The 15,736-nt window shown below is 71.3% G+C and carries 14 protein-coding genes, 1 tRNA gene and 1 pseudogene; 6 read left to right on the plus strand and 10 right to left on the minus strand.

All coding sequences use genetic code 11. The features are described 5' to 3' along the window. Nucleotides 1-16 precede the first annotated feature (16 nt). Nucleotides 17-925, minus strand: coding sequence for an NADP-dependent oxidoreductase (locus AC060L_RS14580; protein WP_483799134.1), 909 nt, complete (start codon nucleotides 923-925; stop codon nucleotides 17-19). 161 nt (nucleotides 926-1,086) lie between these two features. On the opposite strand from AC060L_RS14580, the gene AC060L_RS14585 reads away from it, so the two are divergent. Then, nucleotides 1,087-1,677 carry a TetR/AcrR family transcriptional regulator gene (locus AC060L_RS14585; protein ID WP_483799135.1) on the plus strand — a complete coding sequence of 197 codons (591 nt, stop codon included), beginning with the start codon at nucleotides 1,087-1,089 and terminating at the stop codon, nucleotides 1,675-1,677. Nucleotides 1,678-1,920: 243 nt separating this feature from the next. Beyond that, nucleotides 1,921-2,052, plus strand: coding sequence for a hypothetical protein (locus tag AC060L_RS14590; RefSeq protein ID WP_483799136.1), 132 nt, complete (start codon nucleotides 1,921-1,923; stop codon nucleotides 2,050-2,052). Between the two features lie 107 nt (nucleotides 2,053-2,159). Here AC060L_RS14590 and AC060L_RS14595 read toward each other — a convergent pair whose 3' ends face one another. From AC060L_RS14595 to AC060L_RS14610, 4 genes are all read right to left on the minus strand, one after another. Next, nucleotides 2,160-2,426: a metal-sensitive transcriptional regulator gene (locus AC060L_RS14595; RefSeq protein ID WP_483799157.1), complete on the minus strand. Its 267-nt coding sequence runs from the start codon at nucleotides 2,424-2,426 to the stop codon at nucleotides 2,160-2,162. A 147-nt stretch (nucleotides 2,427-2,573) separates the two neighbouring features. Next, nucleotides 2,574-4,748, minus strand: coding sequence for an MMPL family transporter (locus tag AC060L_RS14600; protein ID WP_483799137.1), 2,175 nt, complete (start codon nucleotides 4,746-4,748; stop codon nucleotides 2,574-2,576). A gap of 214 nt (nucleotides 4,749-4,962) precedes the next feature. Further along, a complete protein-coding gene (locus tag AC060L_RS14605) occupies nucleotides 4,963-5,733 on the minus strand; it encodes a TSUP family transporter (protein ID WP_483799138.1) in 771 nt (256 codons plus the stop codon). A 144-nt stretch (nucleotides 5,734-5,877) separates the two neighbouring features. Further along, entirely contained in the window at nucleotides 5,878-7,239 is a 1,362-nt protein-coding gene (locus AC060L_RS14610) for a rhodanese-like domain-containing protein (RefSeq protein WP_483799139.1), read from the minus strand. A gap of 284 nt (nucleotides 7,240-7,523) precedes the next feature. On the opposite strand from AC060L_RS14610, the gene AC060L_RS14615 reads away from it, so the two are divergent. After that, the gene (locus AC060L_RS14615) at nucleotides 7,524-8,165 is read left to right on the plus strand and encodes a DUF4360 domain-containing protein (RefSeq protein WP_483799140.1); all 642 of its coding nucleotides are present in this window, start codon (nucleotides 7,524-7,526) and stop codon (nucleotides 8,163-8,165) included. 280 nt (nucleotides 8,166-8,445) lie between these two features. On the opposite strand, the gene AC060L_RS14620 is transcribed toward AC060L_RS14615, so the two are convergent. From AC060L_RS14620 to AC060L_RS14640, 5 genes and pseudogenes are all read right to left on the minus strand, one after another. Further along, a tRNA-Ser gene (locus AC060L_RS14620) sits at nucleotides 8,446-8,507 on the minus strand. Between the two features lie 408 nt (nucleotides 8,508-8,915). Beyond that, on the minus strand, nucleotides 8,916-9,380 hold the full coding sequence (locus AC060L_RS14625; RefSeq protein ID WP_483799141.1) for a hypothetical protein: 465 nt from the start codon (nucleotides 9,378-9,380) through the stop codon (nucleotides 8,916-8,918). Nucleotides 9,381-9,902: 522 nt separating this feature from the next. After that, nucleotides 9,903-10,112: a hypothetical protein gene (locus AC060L_RS14630; RefSeq protein WP_483799142.1), complete on the minus strand. Its 210-nt coding sequence runs from the start codon at nucleotides 10,110-10,112 to the stop codon at nucleotides 9,903-9,905. Between the two features lie 305 nt (nucleotides 10,113-10,417). Next, nucleotides 10,418-11,560 carry a YcaO-like family protein gene (locus tag AC060L_RS14635; RefSeq protein ID WP_483799143.1) on the minus strand — a complete coding sequence of 381 codons (1,143 nt, stop codon included), beginning with the start codon at nucleotides 11,558-11,560 and terminating at the stop codon, nucleotides 10,418-10,420. 895 nt (nucleotides 11,561-12,455) lie between these two features. After that, nucleotides 12,456-12,698: pseudogene (locus tag AC060L_RS14640) on the minus strand (TfuA-like protein); the annotation flags it as partial. Between AC060L_RS14640 and AC060L_RS14645 the strand changes: the two are divergent. The 3 genes from AC060L_RS14645 (at nucleotide 12,676) to AC060L_RS14655 (ending at nucleotide 15,718) form a co-directional block, all read left to right on the plus strand. Further along, nucleotides 12,676-12,906, plus strand: coding sequence for a hypothetical protein (locus AC060L_RS14645; RefSeq protein WP_483799144.1), 231 nt, complete (start codon nucleotides 12,676-12,678; stop codon nucleotides 12,904-12,906). The pseudogene AC060L_RS14640 and the gene AC060L_RS14645 overlap by 23 nt on opposite strands. A gap of 881 nt (nucleotides 12,907-13,787) precedes the next feature. Continuing rightward, nucleotides 13,788-14,819, plus strand: coding sequence for a DUF2786 domain-containing protein (locus AC060L_RS14650; protein ID WP_483799145.1), 1,032 nt, complete (start codon nucleotides 13,788-13,790; stop codon nucleotides 14,817-14,819). 47 nt (nucleotides 14,820-14,866) lie between these two features. Beyond that, a complete protein-coding gene (locus AC060L_RS14655; protein ID WP_483799146.1) occupies nucleotides 14,867-15,718 on the plus strand; it encodes an IS5 family transposase in 852 nt (283 codons plus the stop codon). The last annotated feature ends 18 nt before the right edge of the window (nucleotides 15,719-15,736 follow it).

Genomic DNA, 15,736 nt, shown 5'->3' on the forward strand with positions numbered 1-15,736 from the left:
GGCGGCGGTCGTTCGGTCAGGGCAGGAGGACGACCTTGCCCCGGGCGCGGCGGGCCTCGATGTCGGTGTGGGCGCGGGCGGCCTCGGCCAGCGGGTAGGTGGCGCCGATGGGCAGGTCGAGCCTGCCGGCGGCGATCCGGCCGGCCAGCCCGGGCAGGGCTTGCGGGAAGCGGTCGGTGGGGTCGGCGCCGGTGAAACGCACCCCGTGCTCGGCGGCGGCCATGTCGGCGATGGTGATCACCCGGGCCGCGTTCCCGGTGAGGGCGACCGATTGCGCGAGTACGCCCGCGCCGGAGGTGTCGAAGACCCGGTCCACGCCCTGCGGGGCGGCCGCCCTCACCCGTTCGGCCCAGCCCTCGCCGTAGGCGACGGCGGTGGCGCCGAGCGCGGTGAGCCGGTCGAGGTCGTGTGTGCCGGCGGTGGCGACCACCGTCATACCCCGGGCGACGGCCAGTTGGAGCGCGATGGTGCCGACAGAGCCGCCCGCGCCGTGGATCAGCAGGGTCTCGCCCTCGCGGGCGTCCAGGTGGTGCAGGCCGCGGTAGGCGGTCTCGCCCACGGTCACCAGGGCGGCCGCGGTCTCGAACGAGACCTCTGCAGGCTTGGCGACCGGGTGCTCCAGTAGCGCGTACTCGCTGTAGCCGCCGATGGTGGCGACACCGAACACCTCGTCATCGACCTCGGCGCCGGCTCCCTCGCCGGCCCGGTCGACGATGCCGGCCACGTCCCAGCCCGGCAGATGCGGGAGCTCCACCGGCATGATGCCGGCCATCATTCCGGAGCGGATCTTCAGGTCGATCAGGTTGACGGCGACCGCCCGGACCCTGATCCGGACCTGGCCCGGACCCGGCTCGGGAGCATCGACCTCGGCCCGGGTGAGCACGTCCGGGCTGCCGTAGCGGGAGAAAGTGATCGCGGTGGACATGGGGAACTCCAGGAGGGGAGGACGGGAACACACCCACCGAGAATCACTCGGCATGTGTGATTGCTCTTTCAGGTGTATCACACGGGGTGTATGAAATATGGAGTCGATGCCGAGTCGGTTGCGTCACACGCCATGTGTGATTTCTGGATAGGGTGGGCCCCATGACGTCCAAGCCGCCCGTCCACCTCCGCCTGCCGAACCCGGACAACCCCCGCGTCCAGCGCACCCGGGCCCGCATCCTGGCCGTCGCACGCGAACTGCTGCCCGAGGTCGGGCTCACCGGGCTGACCTACGCGCTCCTGGCCGAACGGGCCGGCGTCACCCGCCAGACCATGTACCGGCACTGGCCCACCCGGGCGGCCCTGCTCTCCGACCTCACCCTGCAGGGCCCCGACCTCGGCTACCCCGAACCCGGCACCGACGTCCGTGCCGTCGCCACCGCCTGGCTGGTCAGCCTGCGCGCCGGCATCACCGACCCCGCCACCCGCACCGCCGCCCTCGCCATGGCCGCCGAGGCCGACCACGACCCCGACAGCGCCCAGGCCCTGCAGCGCATCGTCGAGGACCGCCACGCCGCCCTGAACGAGCTCCTCGAACCGTCCGGCCTGAAGATCACCGCCGAGCAGTACACCCTGCTCTACGGGCCGCTCCTCGCCCGCCTCTTCTTCGACCGCGCCGAAGCGAGCGACGACTTCATCGACAGCACCGTCACGCAGTGGCTCACCACCGTCGAGGCCACCACCGGGCAGTGACCGGAGCCGGATGCGGGGTCGGCCTGTCGGTGGGGGCTTCCAGGGTGGGGTGTGGGTGGGCCGCCGGTATCGGAGTGTCCGGCGCTGGAGGCTGAACGGCAGACCTCCTGGTCTGCGCGGGGGTGTGCGGCCTGACCGGCGCCCGGGGGGCAAGGGCCCGCGGACGGCTCGTCAGCACCGGCCCCACCCGTGCACCGGTTGCTGGTCGCCTCGCTCCAGGACGGCCATTGGCAGGCTTCCGACGTGCCCTACCTGCCCACCGACGACTGCGCTCTCGGCGGGATCGCCGCCGCGGGCGATGGCCGGCTCTGGGCTCTCGGCCATGGAGGCACCGACAACGGGCGCTTCGCGCTCGTGGAGCACCACGCGGCCTGAATCCGATCGAACGCGCTGAAGTGATCGACGCGAGCCCTTCCTGCCCGAAGGGCTCGCGTCGTGGCCTTTGCTAGACAAGCCGACAAGCGACAGCGGCGCCGGCGGGTTCAGGCGAGGGTGAGGAAGAGCTTTTCGAGTTCGGCCTCGGACATCGGCGGCGTGTCGCCCTCGGCGGTGGCCATGCACTGGCGCATGCCGCTGGCGACGATTTTGAAGCCGGCGCGGTCCAGCGCGCGGGAGACGGCGGCGAGTTGGGTGACGACGTCCTTGCAGTCGCGGCCGGCCTCGATCATCGCGATGACGCCTGCGAGTTGCCCCTGGGCGCGACGCAGGCGGTTGAGGACGGCGGTGCTGGCTTCCTCGTCGACGGACATGGCCATGGGTGTGTCCTCCTATTGCGGTCGTGCGGTCGTGCGGTCGTGCGGTCGTGCGGTCGTGCGGTCGTCTTCCGATCGTACCCCCTGGGGTATCGGTGGCCCCGTGCGTCGAGGCCCGGGGCCACCGATGGGGAGGGGGTGGGATCAGTCGTGGGAGAAGCGGATGTCGGGCAGGACCTTGCGCAGCCAGGCGGGGGTCCACCAGGCGGCGCGTCCGGTCAGTCGCAGGAGGACGGGCAGCAGGATGAGCCGTACCAGGGCGGCGTCGAAGAGGACGGCCAGGCCGAGGACGATGCCCATCTCCTTGGGCGGCAGGGGGCCGGAGAGGGCGAAGGTGGAGAAGACGGCGACCATGACGGCGGCGGCGGCGAAGATGACGCGCCCGGAGTGGGCCAGGGCGCCGATGGTCGCCTTGCGCGGGTCGCCGGTCTTCTCGTAGTGCTCCTTGGCGGAGGACAGGAGGAAGACGGTGTAGTCCATGGCGATGGCGAAGATCATGGCGAAGAAGAAGATGGGTGCCCAGCCGTCGAGGAACCCCTGGGGGCTGAAGCCGAGGATGGAGGCGCCGTGGCCGTCCTGGAAGATCAGGCGGGCGGCGCCGAAGGCGGCGGCGGTGGCGAGCAGGTTGGTGAGGGTGCCGATCAGGGCGATCAGGGGGGCCTGGAGCGCGAGGACGAGCAGCAGGAAGCCGAGTGTCAGGATGGTTCCCAGGACCAAGGGGGTCTTGGTGTCCAGGACGCTCTGCAGGTCGAGGTTCTCCACGGCCGCGCCGCCGACCAGTGCGTGGTCGGGGAGGGCGTCGCGGAGCTGGGCGACGGTGGTTTTGAGGGCGGGGTCGGAGGGGTCGGTCGTGGGGACCGCCTGGATCAGCACCAGCGCTGAGCCGTCGGCGGCCTGTTGGGCGGGCATGGTGGCCGCGATGCCGGGGGTGGCGCGCAGGACCGTGGTGGTGGCCTGGGCCTGGTCGGCGGGGGCGATGATCTGCAGGGTGCCGGTGGCGCCGGGGCCGAAGGCCTTGGTGACGGCGGCGTAGCCGGTGCGGGCGGAGGAGTCGGCGGGCACGACGGTGATGGAGGGCATCGCGGTGCGCAGGCCGATGATCGGTGCGGCCAGGGCGAGCAGGACGACCAGGGCGGGGATTCCGTAGCGCAGCGGGTGGGCCCACAGGCGTTCGCCCCAGGCGCCGAAGCGTGGCGAGCCGGCGGTTTCGGCGGTCTTGTCGCGGGTCCAGGGCAGAGCAGCGGCGTTGACCTTGTGGCCGAGGCGGCCCAGGACGGTGGGTAGCAGGGTGAGGGTGGCGGCCAGGACGAAGGCGACGGCGAGCATGATGCCCAGCGCCATGGTCCGGAACGCGGGGGAGGGGACGAGGAGTACGGCGGCGAGGCTGGCCAGGACGGTGACGCCGGACAGTGCCACGGCCTTGCCGGCGGTGTCCATGGTCTCGCCCACCGCGCGGCGGGCGTCACCGTGCCGGGAGAGGGCGGCGCGGAAGCGGACGACGATGAACAGGGCGTAGTCGATGCCCAGGGCCAAGGCGAACATCATGGCGAAGTTCATCGCCCAGATGGAGACGGGGGTGAGGTGGTTGAGCAGGACCAGGGTGCCGGCGGAGGCGGCCAGGCCGGCGACGGTCAGCAGCAGTGGCAGTCCGGCGGCGACCAGGGACCCGAAGGCCAGGACCAGGATGGCGAGGGTGACCGGCCAGGACAGCATCTCGGACTTCATCATCGCGTCGTGGCTGGCGCTGTTGAAGTCGCTCCACAGGACGGAGGAGCCGGTGACGCTGACCTGGATGCCGTTGCCGGACAGCGCCGTGAGCGGCTTCTGGAGGTCGTCGGCGGCGCGGACCATCTGGTTGGTGTCCGCCTTCGCGCCTCCCATCAGGATCGCGGTCCGGCCGTCCGGGCTGATGGTGGCGCCGGCCCGGGGCGGGACCACCTCGCTGATCCGCGGGTCCGCCTTGAGCAGTGCGCTCGCCTTGCCGATGACCGCCTGGACGGTGGGGGCCGTGACGGGCTGGTCGGCGGCGATGACGACCTGCAGGGCGGAGGAGGCGTTGCCGCCGAAGTGCTGCTGGGCGAGGGCGCGTTCCTGTACGGACTGCGAGCCGCTTGCCTGCCAGCCGGCGCCGGCCAGCGAGCTGGTCGCCTGCGGGGCGAGCACTCCGAGTCCGGCGACCAGGACGAGCCACAGCACCGTCACCAGCCGCAGATGGCCGACGGCCCACAGGCCCAGGCGGCCCAGCGGCCCCGGTGGGGCGGGGGACGCGGTGGAGTCCGCGGCGGCTTGTGGGGCGTGGGTCTGGTCGGTGCTGGTCATGAAGAACTCTCCTCGGCAGGTCGGGCAGGTGCTGGTGGTCGGGCGGGTGCTGGTGGCCGGGCGGGTGCGGCGGGCCGGGTGGGGTCAGGCGATGGTGCCGGGCTGAGCCGCCCCGGCGAGCAGGCGCGACAGCGGCAGGTGCAGGGCGGCGGGGGCGTGCCCGGCCTTCCCCTCATCACTCCGATACGTTGAGCGAATCGAGGAACAGGCGGGGTCACCGGACGGCGTCCAGGAGCATCAGGGCTGCGACCGCGAGCAGGACGAACGCGAACGCGCGGCGCAGGGCAGCGGCCGGGAGCTTCGCGGCCAGGCGTTTGCCGTCCCAGGCGCCCAGGACCGCGGCGGCGGTGAACGGTGCGATCACCGCCCAGTGCAGGCCGGTCAGCGAACCGGTCCGGCCGGCGAGCGCCGCGAGGGTGTTGGCGGTGATGACCAGCAGGCTGGTGCCTGCGGCCTCGGCCATGGGGAAGGCCAGCGCGGAGACCAGGGCCGGGACGGCCAGGAAGCCGCCGCCCACGCCGAGCAGGCCGGTCAACGCCCCCAGCCCGGCGCCGGCCGCGGTGACCCGGCTGCGTTGTGGGCCGACGGCACGGGCGGGCGTGGCGGTGGCGGTGGGCTCGTGGGTCGCGGAAGGCCGCAGCATCCGCCAGGCCGCGAGGGCTGCCACCACGGCGAACGCTGCCGTCTGCAGCGCTGCGGGCAGATGGGTGGAGAGCAGGCCCACGGCAGCGGCGAACGGTAGTCCGGCGGCGGCGAACAACGCTCCGGTACGCCAGCGCACCGTGCCCGCGCGGGCGTGGGCCGTCAGGCCGGCGACGGAGGTGAGGGCCACGATCACCAGAGCGGCGGTGGCGGCTTGGTGCGGGGTGAAGCCGAGCAGGTAGACGAGCGCGGGAACGGCCAGCATGCTGCCGCCGCCGCCCAGGCCGCCGAGTGCGAGTCCGACCAGCGCCCCTGCGACCAGGGCCAGGATCAAGGCGGTCATGCCCGGCCTTCCTGGTCTTCCTGGTCTCCCCGGTCTTCCTGGTCATAGCCGTGCGGCTCGGGCAAGGCGGTCGATGTCATGGTGGAGCTCCTCGCGGCGCTGGTAATGTGCCGGTCGTGCGCCGTCGTGCGCCGGTCAGGTGGTTCAGGCGGGCAGCGCGACCAGGCCCAGGGCGGTCGCGTTGGTGAAGCTGTCGTCGACGGCCACCACCTGGTGACCGGCCGCGTCCAGGACGGAGGCGGCGATCGAGGCGCGCAGGCCCCCGGCGCAGTGCACCCAGACTGTCCCGGGCGGCAGCTCGTTAAGGCGCTCGGGCAACTGGTGCAGGGGGATGTGCACCGAGCCGGTGATCCATCCGGTGGCACGTTCGCTCGCCCGGCGCACGTCCACCACCACCGGGCCCGCGCCTTCGCCGCGGGCGGCGGCCAGCGCGGCGAAGTCCGCGCGGGGGAAGGACCGCAGCGCCTCGCCCTGGACCGGCCACCGCTCGGCCGGCCCGGTGGCCGCGGCGACCGGGCGGTCGATGCCGACGCGCACCAGCTCGCGCTGCGCGTCCGCGATCTCCTGTGCCGTGTCGGCGAGCAGGGTCACCGGCTTGCCCCAGGGGATCAGCCAGGCCAGGTGGGTGGCCAGCTGCCCGGTGCCGTCGAAGTTGAGCGACCCGGCCAGGTGGCCCCGGGCGAAGGCGACCCGGTTGCGCAGGTCCACCACCCACTCACCGGCCGCCAGCCGCTGCGCCAGCTGGGCGGCGTCGGCGGGCTCGGGCGCGGTCAGGTCGATGGGCGCGGGGCCGGCGGCGTTGGCGGGGCCCATGTGGGTGTAGTAGGCGGGCACGTCGTCCAGGCCGGAGAGCAGATCGGCCACGAAGGCGTCCGCGTCCGTTGTCAGGGCGGCGTTGCGGGTCTTCTCGCGGCCGATGGTGCTCGACTCCCCGTCGGCCCGGCCGGAGGAGCAGAAGCTCCCGAACCCGTGGGTGGGCAGGACCTGGACCGCGTCCGGCAGCTCGGCGAGGCGATGGGCGGAGGCGTGCTGCGCGCGGGCGAGCTGTTCGGTCAGGCGCGGCGCGACCAGGTCGGGCCGGCCGACCGTACCGATCAGCAGCGAGCCGCCGGTGAAGGCGGCTACCGGGAGCTGGCCATCGTGCAGCACGTAGGAGGTGTGGTGCGGGGTGTGGCCGGGGGTGGCCACCGCAGCCAGTGCCAGATCGGCGTCGATGATGAACCGGTCGCCGTCGGCGACCGGCACCCGCTGGTAGGCGACCCGGGCGTCGGCGGGCACGAGGTAGCGGGCGCCGGTGATCCGGGCCAGCTCCAGGCCGCCGGTCACGTAGTCGTTGTGCAGGTGCGTCTCCGCCACGTGCGTGATCCGTACTCCCCGGCGGGCGGCTGCGGCCAGCACCCGGTCGATGTCGCGCGGGGGATCGATGACCACGGCGGCCTGTGGTCCGCCGACCAGGTAGGACCGGTTGCCGAGGCCCTCGGTCGCCAGGGTCTCCACGAAGTACATGCGCTCCTCCTCATGTCAGATACCGGGTGGGGTATCCATCGGCTTGCCTGAAATACGGGTGGGGGTATCTCGGGCGGTATCGGCAGCGTATACCCCCACCCGTATCGAGGCCAAGAAAGTGACGTGCGTCGCCCCGGGTCGGATTGAAGGCTGTCTGAGTGACCGAATCATCACGTTCTGTACACGGAGGCGCAACGTGTGATGCGATGCCCACGTGAAATCCGGGGGATCGGGCTCGGAAAGCGACGCCCGCCCCGGAGTCGTGGACGATCGAAGGGAAGCCCATGGTGCTCCGCACGCTGGCCGCGACTGGTGTCGCCACACTGTTCGGCTCGTCGGCCTTCGGCGGCAGCCCGCCACCGCCACCGCCCCCGCCGCCGGCTCCGATCGTCATCGACAGCGTGACGGCCAATGGTTCCGGCTGCCCGTCGGGGACGGCTGCCGTGTCCGTGTCCCCCGACAACACCGCCTTCACCGTCACCTACAGCAACTACCTCGCCCAGGTGGGGCCCGGGGTGGCGCCGACCGACTACCAGAAGGACTGTCAGCTCCACGTGCTCGCGCACGTTCCCAACGGCTACACCTACGCGATCGTGTCCGCCGGCTACAGCGGCTTCGCGTCCCTGGCGCCGGGCGCGTCCGGGATCCAGCGGGCCGGCTACCAGTTCCAGGGGGACCCCCGCACCACCAACTCGACCCACCGCTTCAAGGGCGCGTTCAACAACAACTGGCAGGTGACCGACACCGTGGACACCACCGCCCTCGTCTTCGCCCCCTGCGGGCAGGAGCGCAGCCTCGACATCAACACCGAACTGCGGGTCGACAAGGGCACATCGAGCCCGAACGCCACCAGCTTCATGGAGATGGACTCGACGGACGGCAGCCTCAAGACCGTCTACCGCCTGGCCTGGAAGCAGTGCCAGTGATCTCTCATCGCCGCGATCGGCGGGCGCGTCCAGGCCGACGGCTCCCGTAATCGGTGGCAGCACCGCGTCGGGGCGGCCCTTCGCCGTTCCCGCCCTGGCGCGGGCCCACCGCGCTGCCGGCCGATGTCCTGAAGGTCGCCACCGCTGACCAGCTCCAGCGACTGCTGCGCCCCGGGCGGCGTCGAACAAGGCGATCCGGCAGGCGCTCGGCGACTGAGTCGGCTCTGAGCGCTTCCTGCGCCTGGCCGGAGAACAGGTGCATCCGGTCTGTGCTGCGCAGACGCGGCAGGATTCGAACCTGCGCGCCCCGACAAGCAGCCGGGAGCTCTGGCCAACTGAGCTTACGAGCCAACCGCCCCGCTCCAGGCTGTCGCCCTGGTCGGCCGAGGCCAACTGCGACCCGGGGCAGGTCGCACGCGCTGATCCTATGGAGCCACCGGGGTGGTGGTCCAAAGGATTCGTGGTGCAAGCCGGCGAAGGAGCGCATGAGGCGTCAGCCCTCCGCGTTTTCGGGAGTGAACGCGTAGGTGCGGACCGGGTCGAGGTGCACGTCGAAACTCAGGTTCTGGCACGAGTGTCTGTGGAGTGGTCACGTTGAGTAACACGCTGGGGTCCAGGTGCTCGGCTGGCGGCCCGATGTCGACCTCGGCTACGCCACCTCGTGGACGCCGGGACGTCCGCTACCGATTCGTCTTCGACACGGCCACTCTGTGACGCGTACTGACTTCGGCGTTTCAGGGTGACGGTGAGTTAACGGTTGCGCAGCCGGACCCAGAGGTCGGTCAGCGCGTTCCTCGCTCGGTCGATCAGTGGCTGATGCTTGGGGCCGGCGAGCCAGGACTCGAAGAACTCCCGCTGGGCGGCGACGGTGCCGACAGAGGCCGGCGCCGCGCGGTCGAAGATGGACACCCGTTGTTGAGCGGCCCGGCCCAGCTTCAGGACGTAGAGGACGGTTCCGCCCGACATCTCGCGGGACATGCCCGACGGATAGGTGTCTATCCTGGCGCCGTTGCATAGCAGTTGGTAGCTCAGAGGTTCAATCTGCAGCCGGATATGTGACAGAGCATCGAATATGTCGTCTCCGTCAGCGCTCCAGGCCGTACCGTCGGAGCTCCTGAGGGTGATGCTGGGGACCTCATCATCCTCCAGGAGGAGCCGCCAGCTCTCCTCGACACCGTCTGGTCCCAGGACGCTCATCGGCAGATCGGTTGCCATCGCTTCCCCCACAGCTCAGGGTGTCTCGCTGAAGCCGCGAACCGCACTGGTGCGGACGGGCCGGAATGACCGTACACCGCCCCGTCACCTGGAACCGAAGCGCTCAGTACTGACCCCGGCGCTTCAGGGCGGATCGCGGTGGGAGGTCCAGGGAGAGACCGGTCCTGGGAGCCGGAGCGCGCCCTCGCCCAGGTACCTGGGCGAACCCGCGCCCGGGCAGCGTTCGAGCCGAACGTCTTGTCAGTCGCCCGGTGGTACCGCGCGGTCCGGCCCCGATCAGCGCCAGCGCCACCAGTACCCAGGCGTGGACAGCCAGTCACCGCAGCGCTGTGAGCACCACGGCGAGCGCCACCACCGCCCCGACCACGAAGACCCACCTCTCACCCCCGGCGCCGACACAATAGCACTGCGTGCCGGCGGAGCCACCAGGCTCCATCCCCAGTATGACGACATGCATGGCACCCATGGCATCACCCATCTGTGACATGGCGTCAGTCACGCACGGAAGCGCACACCGGAGCGTCAGCTGGTCGCCTGGGTGACGATCCCAAGCAGGTTCCCGACCAGGTGCAAGATCATCTGGCCCCAGGAGCTGGACGCGATGAGGACGCCGAACACTATGCAGACAAACGCGGTCAGCCGTTCGTTGACGCGGCTACGAGCCTCGGTACGCCGGGCCAGCAGCAGGTAAATGACGATGGCGAAAAACACGGCCGCGCTGACCGATAACATGCTGGTCCCACCCCTGGTACATCGGTTGTCCGTATGGCGAACACCCCCGCCGCCCTTCGAGTGAGCATGCCATAACAACCCGTAACGAGTCGTTGGTTCATGGAAACTCGATCGGCAGGCAGCTCTGTGTGGCCAGGGACAGCACGGACGGCGCGATGGCGAACGAGGCGCACGCGGCCGGGTAGGCCGCCGACGTGGGTGTGACCGACCGGCCAGGGGAGATGGCCCAGCACGCTTCGCGCGCGGCATACGTTGTGATCCGCCGCTGTCGGTGACGCCGCCGTCCGGCCGCTGCGCTCCTGCGGTCAGCGCGGGATCGAGCGGGTGCTCCGGACGCGGGTGCCCGGGCAGACGACCCGGACCGCGCTGAACAGCTCGGCGGGGTCGGACAAGTCCAGGTAGATCGGTTCGTGGCCGGTGACCTGCCCGATCCGCTCGGCCACCGCGGCCGCCTGGTCGCTCAGGGCCACCGGCCAGGTCTCGTACGGGGTGGTCACCTCGCGCCAGTCCCGCAGCGCCCGGGCCTGCGGGGCCGGCCTGGGCGGCTGGGCGTGGAAGGCCGGCTCGTGGGAGGGAAGGTCGTCGCGGGTGCAGGCGATGCAGGTCAGGCGGGATTGGGCGGCCTCGGTGATGGCGCGGGAGAGCGCGATCGCCGGGTCCGCGTGGCAGCCGGCGCCGGCGAAGTGCGCCGGGTAGTCCTCGGTCCACAGGTGGGCCAGGCGGGTCGGTAGCCGGTAGGCGTTGGCGACGACGGCGATTTCCAGGACGACGTGTGCCCCGAGGAGACGGTCGATGAGCGAGCGGCAGTACGGGTCATCGACCGTCACCGGGTCGATCGGCAACCGCCGTTCGCCGGCGGGCCCGTCGGCGTGCAGTGCATCACGTTCGACGATCTCGAACATCGCGTGCAGCAGTGCCTCGTCGCGCTCGTTGCCGCAGGCCAGCCCGTTGCTCGTGACCCGGAAGAGGTCGGGCTGCCAGGCGGTGCGGTGCGAACGGTGGCGCACCAGGTCCAGCGGCACCGGGACGGGCCGTCCGGAGCCGGCACCGACGCCGTACGTCCAGTCCAGCGGTACGTGCCGCAGCAGCTCGTGCGGCGCGCGCAGTGGGAGGTCCCAGAGTTGGTAGGGCGGCCGGATGTGGCTGGCCGGACCGTGCTCCGCGGGGGTCTCGGGCTGCTCCAGGTGCCACAGCTCGATCGCTTCCATCACTGCGGAGATCCTGGCCAACAGGTCTGTGGCGCCCTTGCCCTGAGTGGCCGTCAGGGTGCGGGAAGCGGGGCGGATCGCGGTGTACACGGGCAGCTGGAGGTAGTCCAGGCCGGTCAGCCGGGCCACCCGGGTGATGCCGAAGCGCGGCATCACCCGGGTGAGCATCGCCCAGGTGTCCTCGGGGCGACGGGAGCGGACCGTGCCGTCGAGGTGATCGTCGAGATGACTGCTGTGCACTACCTGCCTCCACGCGCGGGGTTGGCGGGGACTGCCGAGCCGAGCGGGCCGCGTCGGCGTCGGCGAGGAAGCCCACCAGGAATGTCTTCATCGCGTCGATCGCCGCCTGGGCGCCGCGCAGGCCCCGGGCGCGTGCCTGCTCGTCCAGGTCGCGCCCGGGTACCGCCCACAGGTCCAACAGCACCTGCCGGGCCGCGCCGCTCTTCAGTGCCTCGGGGCGGAAGCCCGGGTGCGCGCGGGCCGCCTGAGCGTTGCAGGCGGCGTAGCGTGCGATCGCGGCGCGGTCCGCGCCGCTCTCGGCCGCGAGCAGGAGTGCCGACGTGGCCGGGTCGGTGAGGTCGAGGGGCGGGGCGAAGACCAGGTACGCGGGCAGCGCGCCGGGCGGGACGTCCGGGCCGAGCATCCGGGTCAACCGTTCGGCCAGTGGCAGGCCGGGCAGCGGGGCGACGGCCTCGGCCTCGGCGGGGTGGCGGGAGCAGTGGTCCAGCCAGGCGGTCCAACGCGCGGGGAAGTCCGGGTCGAAGATCTGCTGGTAGGCGAGCCGGTCGGCGGTGGCCAGCCGCACACCGTCCAGCTGTTGCGTCGCGAAGCCGTTCACCCAGCGCCGGTAGTCGGCGGTTTCCCACAGGCGCGCCGGGCTCGGCGAGGCCTGCGCGGCCGACGGGGTCGGCGCAGTCGGCGCGGTCGGGTCGCAGACCCGGGCCAGGCGCAACGCCGCCAGCGCGTCGCGGCGCTTGATGTCGCCGAAGTACGGCTCACGGGCGCGCCGTTCACCCAGCCACTCGCCCACCGACGCGGCGCCGCATCGGCGCAGGGTGGCCAGGACGGCCGCGGTCGAGCGCTCGGGGTAGTACACGGCACGCAGTGCCTCGATCAGCTCGCCCGTCCGGCCGCGGTCGATCACGCCGGCGGCGACGGCCAGCCGCAGCGCCTGCCGGAGGTTGACCAACGGCCAGGTCAGCGCCCGCTGTTCGCCGTCCACCTCCTGGCCGACGGCCACCTCGTCGTCCCCTTCGAGTTCGCCCGATGCGTACCCGCGGAAGACCGCCCCGACCCCGATCATCCCGAAGTCGCGCAGCTCCGCCGCCCGCAGCGCGCCGATGCTCGCCGCTCCGATGACGGACACGCCGCGCCCCATCGCCGCCAGGATCTCCTTGTGCCGCAACGCCGGTGCCTGGTGGTACAACCCGTCGATGATCAGCACGGTGTCGCCGTGGACGATCGCCGGCTCGAACAGGTCACCGTGCCGCACCGGCGGCAGCACGCGCACCGGACGGGAAGAGGTCACCGACGTTGCCCCGAGGGTGGGTTCGGCCCGCGACAGCGTCGGTCCGACGAACACGTGAAGCACGGCCGCGCCCTTTCCGAACGACGTGCGACTGCCGACGCCTGCTGCTGCTCTGCTGTCGCTCTGCTACTCCTCGGTGAACAGGTCCTCGCTGCGAACCACATCAGCAACGTCGATGATCTCGGTCAGGTCGACCGACGCCACCGCACCGCTCGCGGCGGCGAGTTCGGACTTGGAAAGGATCATGGCTTCTCCCCGGAGTCGAGTGCCGGCGCCCCGAACGGTGCACCGAGCAGCAAACTACCTGCCGCCGGGCGGTCGCGAAAGGGTCCTGGTGTTGGCCCGGGTGACGGTCAGGAAAAGCTTTGAGTATAGGCAAGTTGACGGTCCGTCAGCTCAACTCGGCCGGCCCTTGACGCCCGCATACCATCGTGCTCACATGAATTTGCCTTAGAGCGTCCGCCAGTAGGTCCGGTGATCGCTCGCGCTGGTGCTCTGTTCCGTTGTCGGCAGGTGGTGTGCTCCGGTTTGCCGCTACGCTCGGTATCGGCAGTGGGACAGCGATAGAGGGCTTGGGGAACTGGGTTGGGTAAGCGCAACCAGGAGCGTCGGCGGGCCAAGAAGAAGCAGCGGGACGCGAGAGGGCGGAGCGGGGCGGGGCAAGGGGCGGCTTTCGGGTTCGCTTCCTGCGAGTGCGGTGATCCGTTCTGCCTGGGTAGTGGCGGGCCCGTTCCTCGGCCGGGTGGTGCGCGGACTGTCGCGGATCTCCTGGATGAGGCGATGGCACGGTTGTGTGCTGTGCCGGCTGGAGACGCCGGGCGTCGCGCAGCGGCGCTTGAGCGAGCCGCTGCGCTGTTCGCCCGGCGCGGTATCGGCCGTGCGGTGCTCCAGGTGGGTGGAGTGGTGGTGCACGATCTGTGGCACCGTGGCTGGCAGCCAATGGATGTGGTGCGTGTCGCACGCCGGGAGCTGGCCGTGCGGCACGCGCGGATCGCCGCCGATCTGGTCGCCGCGGAGCACCGCGAGTATCCGGCGAGGCGGTTGCCCAATCGCTGGGCCGAGCAGCTTGCGGAGGCATCGGCTACGGCGTGGTGGGGTGACGACGACGCCTACGTCGACGGTGCGGCCGCGCGGGAGAAGAGCGATCCGGTGGTGCTGGGACGGGCCGTCGTTGAACTGTTCGAACTGCTGAGCCGGCTTCCCGAGGTGCCGCGGCTGATGCCGGTGCCCTGTGAGACCGGCAGCGCTGGGATGGTCGAGGCCGGCGGGGTGGAGTCTTCGCTGCTGGGCAAGATTCGGGCACTGCTCGCGAAGGCCGAGTCGACCTCTTTCCCCGAGGAGGCGGAAGCGCTGACGGCCAAGGCGCAGCAGTTGATGTCCCAGCACAGCATCGACATGGCGCTGCTGGCGGTGGAGCGGGGTGAGCGGCAGACGCCGGGCGGGGTGCGGGTGGCGGTGGATGCCCCGTATGAGGAGCCGAAGGTGGTGCTGCTGCAGGCGGTGGCGGAGGCGAACCGCTGTCGCACGGTGTGGTCGAGGAACCTGGGGTTCTCCACGGTGGTCGGCTTCGCCTCCGATGTGGAGGCGGTCGAGTTGCTGTTCACCTCGCTGCTGGTCCAGGCCCAGGCGGCGCTGCAGGCGGCGGGCGCGCGCAAGCGTGGGGACGGTAGCTCGCGCACCCGGTCCTTCAGGCAGTCGTTCCTGGTGGCCTACGCCGCCAGGATCGAGGAGCGGCTCGGGCGGGTCGCCGAGCAGGCGGTGAAGGCGGCCGGAAAAGTCGGCCGGACGGCAGGGCTGCTGCCGGTGCTGGCCTCGCGGGCCGAAGCCGTGGACGACCAGGTGGACGAGCTGTTCGGCGAGCTGTCGTACAGTCACGGTTCGGCATACGCCAACGACCGCGAGGGGTGGGCCCACGGCACGGCCGCCGCCGACCGGGCCGAACTGCACACCAGGGCCGGCGCGCTGCGCTGAACCGCCCGGGCGCGGCGCTGTGACGTCCGCGTGTTCGGGGAGGGCTCGTGCCTGTCGTTCCTGCCTGCATCCTGGATCCGCTGCGCAAGGAGTTCCTCGCGCTGCTGCCGGAACACCGGGACGACCACCCGCTGGGCTGCCACAACCCGCGCATCCCCGACGCGCTGGTCTTCGACAGGCTCATCCTGGTCCTGGTGTCCGGCATGGGCTACGAGCGCGTGGCGGACCAGGCCTGCTCAGCCACCACGATCCGACGCCGCCGGGACCACTGGATCGCCCTGGGGATGGGCGAGGTCCTGCGCCTGGCGGCTCTGGCCGCTTACGACCGCATGGTCGGCTTGGAGCTGGAGCATCTGGCTGCCGACGGCTGCCAGACCAAGGCACCGTCCGGAGGCGAATGCGCCGGCAGGAGCCCGGTTGACCGTGCCAAACAAGGCGTCAAACGCTCGCAGTTGACCGAGGCCTACGGCATCCCGCTGGTCACTCACCCGGCCCCGGCCAACATCCGCGACCACACGCTCCTTCCGACGACCCTCGACCAGTACCGCGACCTTGGCAAGGAACTCGGCCCGCTGCCCGAGCACCCCAGCCTCAGCCTGGACGCCGGATACGACTACCGCATCGTCTACGAGGACCTGACAGAACGCCAGATCGCTCCGCGGATCGCCAAACGCGGCCAGCAGACCCCGATCCAGGCGGACGGCCGCTGGGTGGTGGAGAGAACGAACTCGTGGCTGAACAACTTCGGCAAGCTCCGCCGCTGCACCGAGCGCCGCCGGGCGTGCGTCGAGTTCTACATCGCCCTGGCTACGGCCATCGTCACCATCCGCAGCCTGATACGACGAGCATGGTTCACCCACCGCTGGGACACACGCCCCCACAGCCCCCGCATCCGATGACCTACTGGCGGACGCTCT

Source organism: Kitasatospora sp. NEAU-69 (assembly GCF_057158765.1).

Excerpts from the sequence above, each read along its gene's own strand:
- AC060L_RS14580 (WP_483799134.1), bottom strand. The coding sequence starts at position 925 with ATGTCCACCGCGATCACTTTCTCCCGCTACGGCAGCCCGGACGTGCTC.
- AC060L_RS14585 (WP_483799135.1), top strand. The coding sequence starts at position 1,087 with ATGACGTCCAAGCCGCCCGTCCACCTCCGCCTGCCGAACCCGGACAAC.
- AC060L_RS14595 (WP_483799157.1), bottom strand. The coding sequence starts at position 2,426 with ATGTCCGTCGACGAGGAAGCCAGCACCGCCGTCCTCAACCGCCTGCGT.
- AC060L_RS14600 (WP_483799137.1), bottom strand. The coding sequence starts at position 4,748 with ATGACCAGCACCGACCAGACCCACGCCCCACAAGCCGCCGCGGACTCC.
- AC060L_RS14605 (WP_483799138.1), bottom strand. The coding sequence starts at position 5,733 with ATGACCGCCTTGATCCTGGCCCTGGTCGCAGGGGCGCTGGTCGGACTC.
- AC060L_RS14610 (WP_483799139.1), bottom strand. The coding sequence starts at position 7,239 with ATGTACTTCGTGGAGACCCTGGCGACCGAGGGCCTCGGCAACCGGTCC.
- AC060L_RS14615 (WP_483799140.1), top strand. The coding sequence starts at position 7,524 with ATGGTGCTCCGCACGCTGGCCGCGACTGGTGTCGCCACACTGTTCGGC.
- AC060L_RS14625 (WP_483799141.1), bottom strand. The coding sequence starts at position 9,380 with ATGGCAACCGATCTGCCGATGAGCGTCCTGGGACCAGACGGTGTCGAG.
- AC060L_RS14630 (WP_483799142.1), bottom strand. The coding sequence starts at position 10,112 with ATGTTATCGGTCAGCGCGGCCGTGTTTTTCGCCATCGTCATTTACCTG.
- AC060L_RS14645 (WP_483799144.1), top strand. The coding sequence starts at position 12,676 with ATGACGGACACGCCGCGCCCCATCGCCGCCAGGATCTCCTTGTGCCGC.
- AC060L_RS14650 (WP_483799145.1), top strand. The coding sequence starts at position 13,788 with ATGGATGTGGTGCGTGTCGCACGCCGGGAGCTGGCCGTGCGGCACGCG.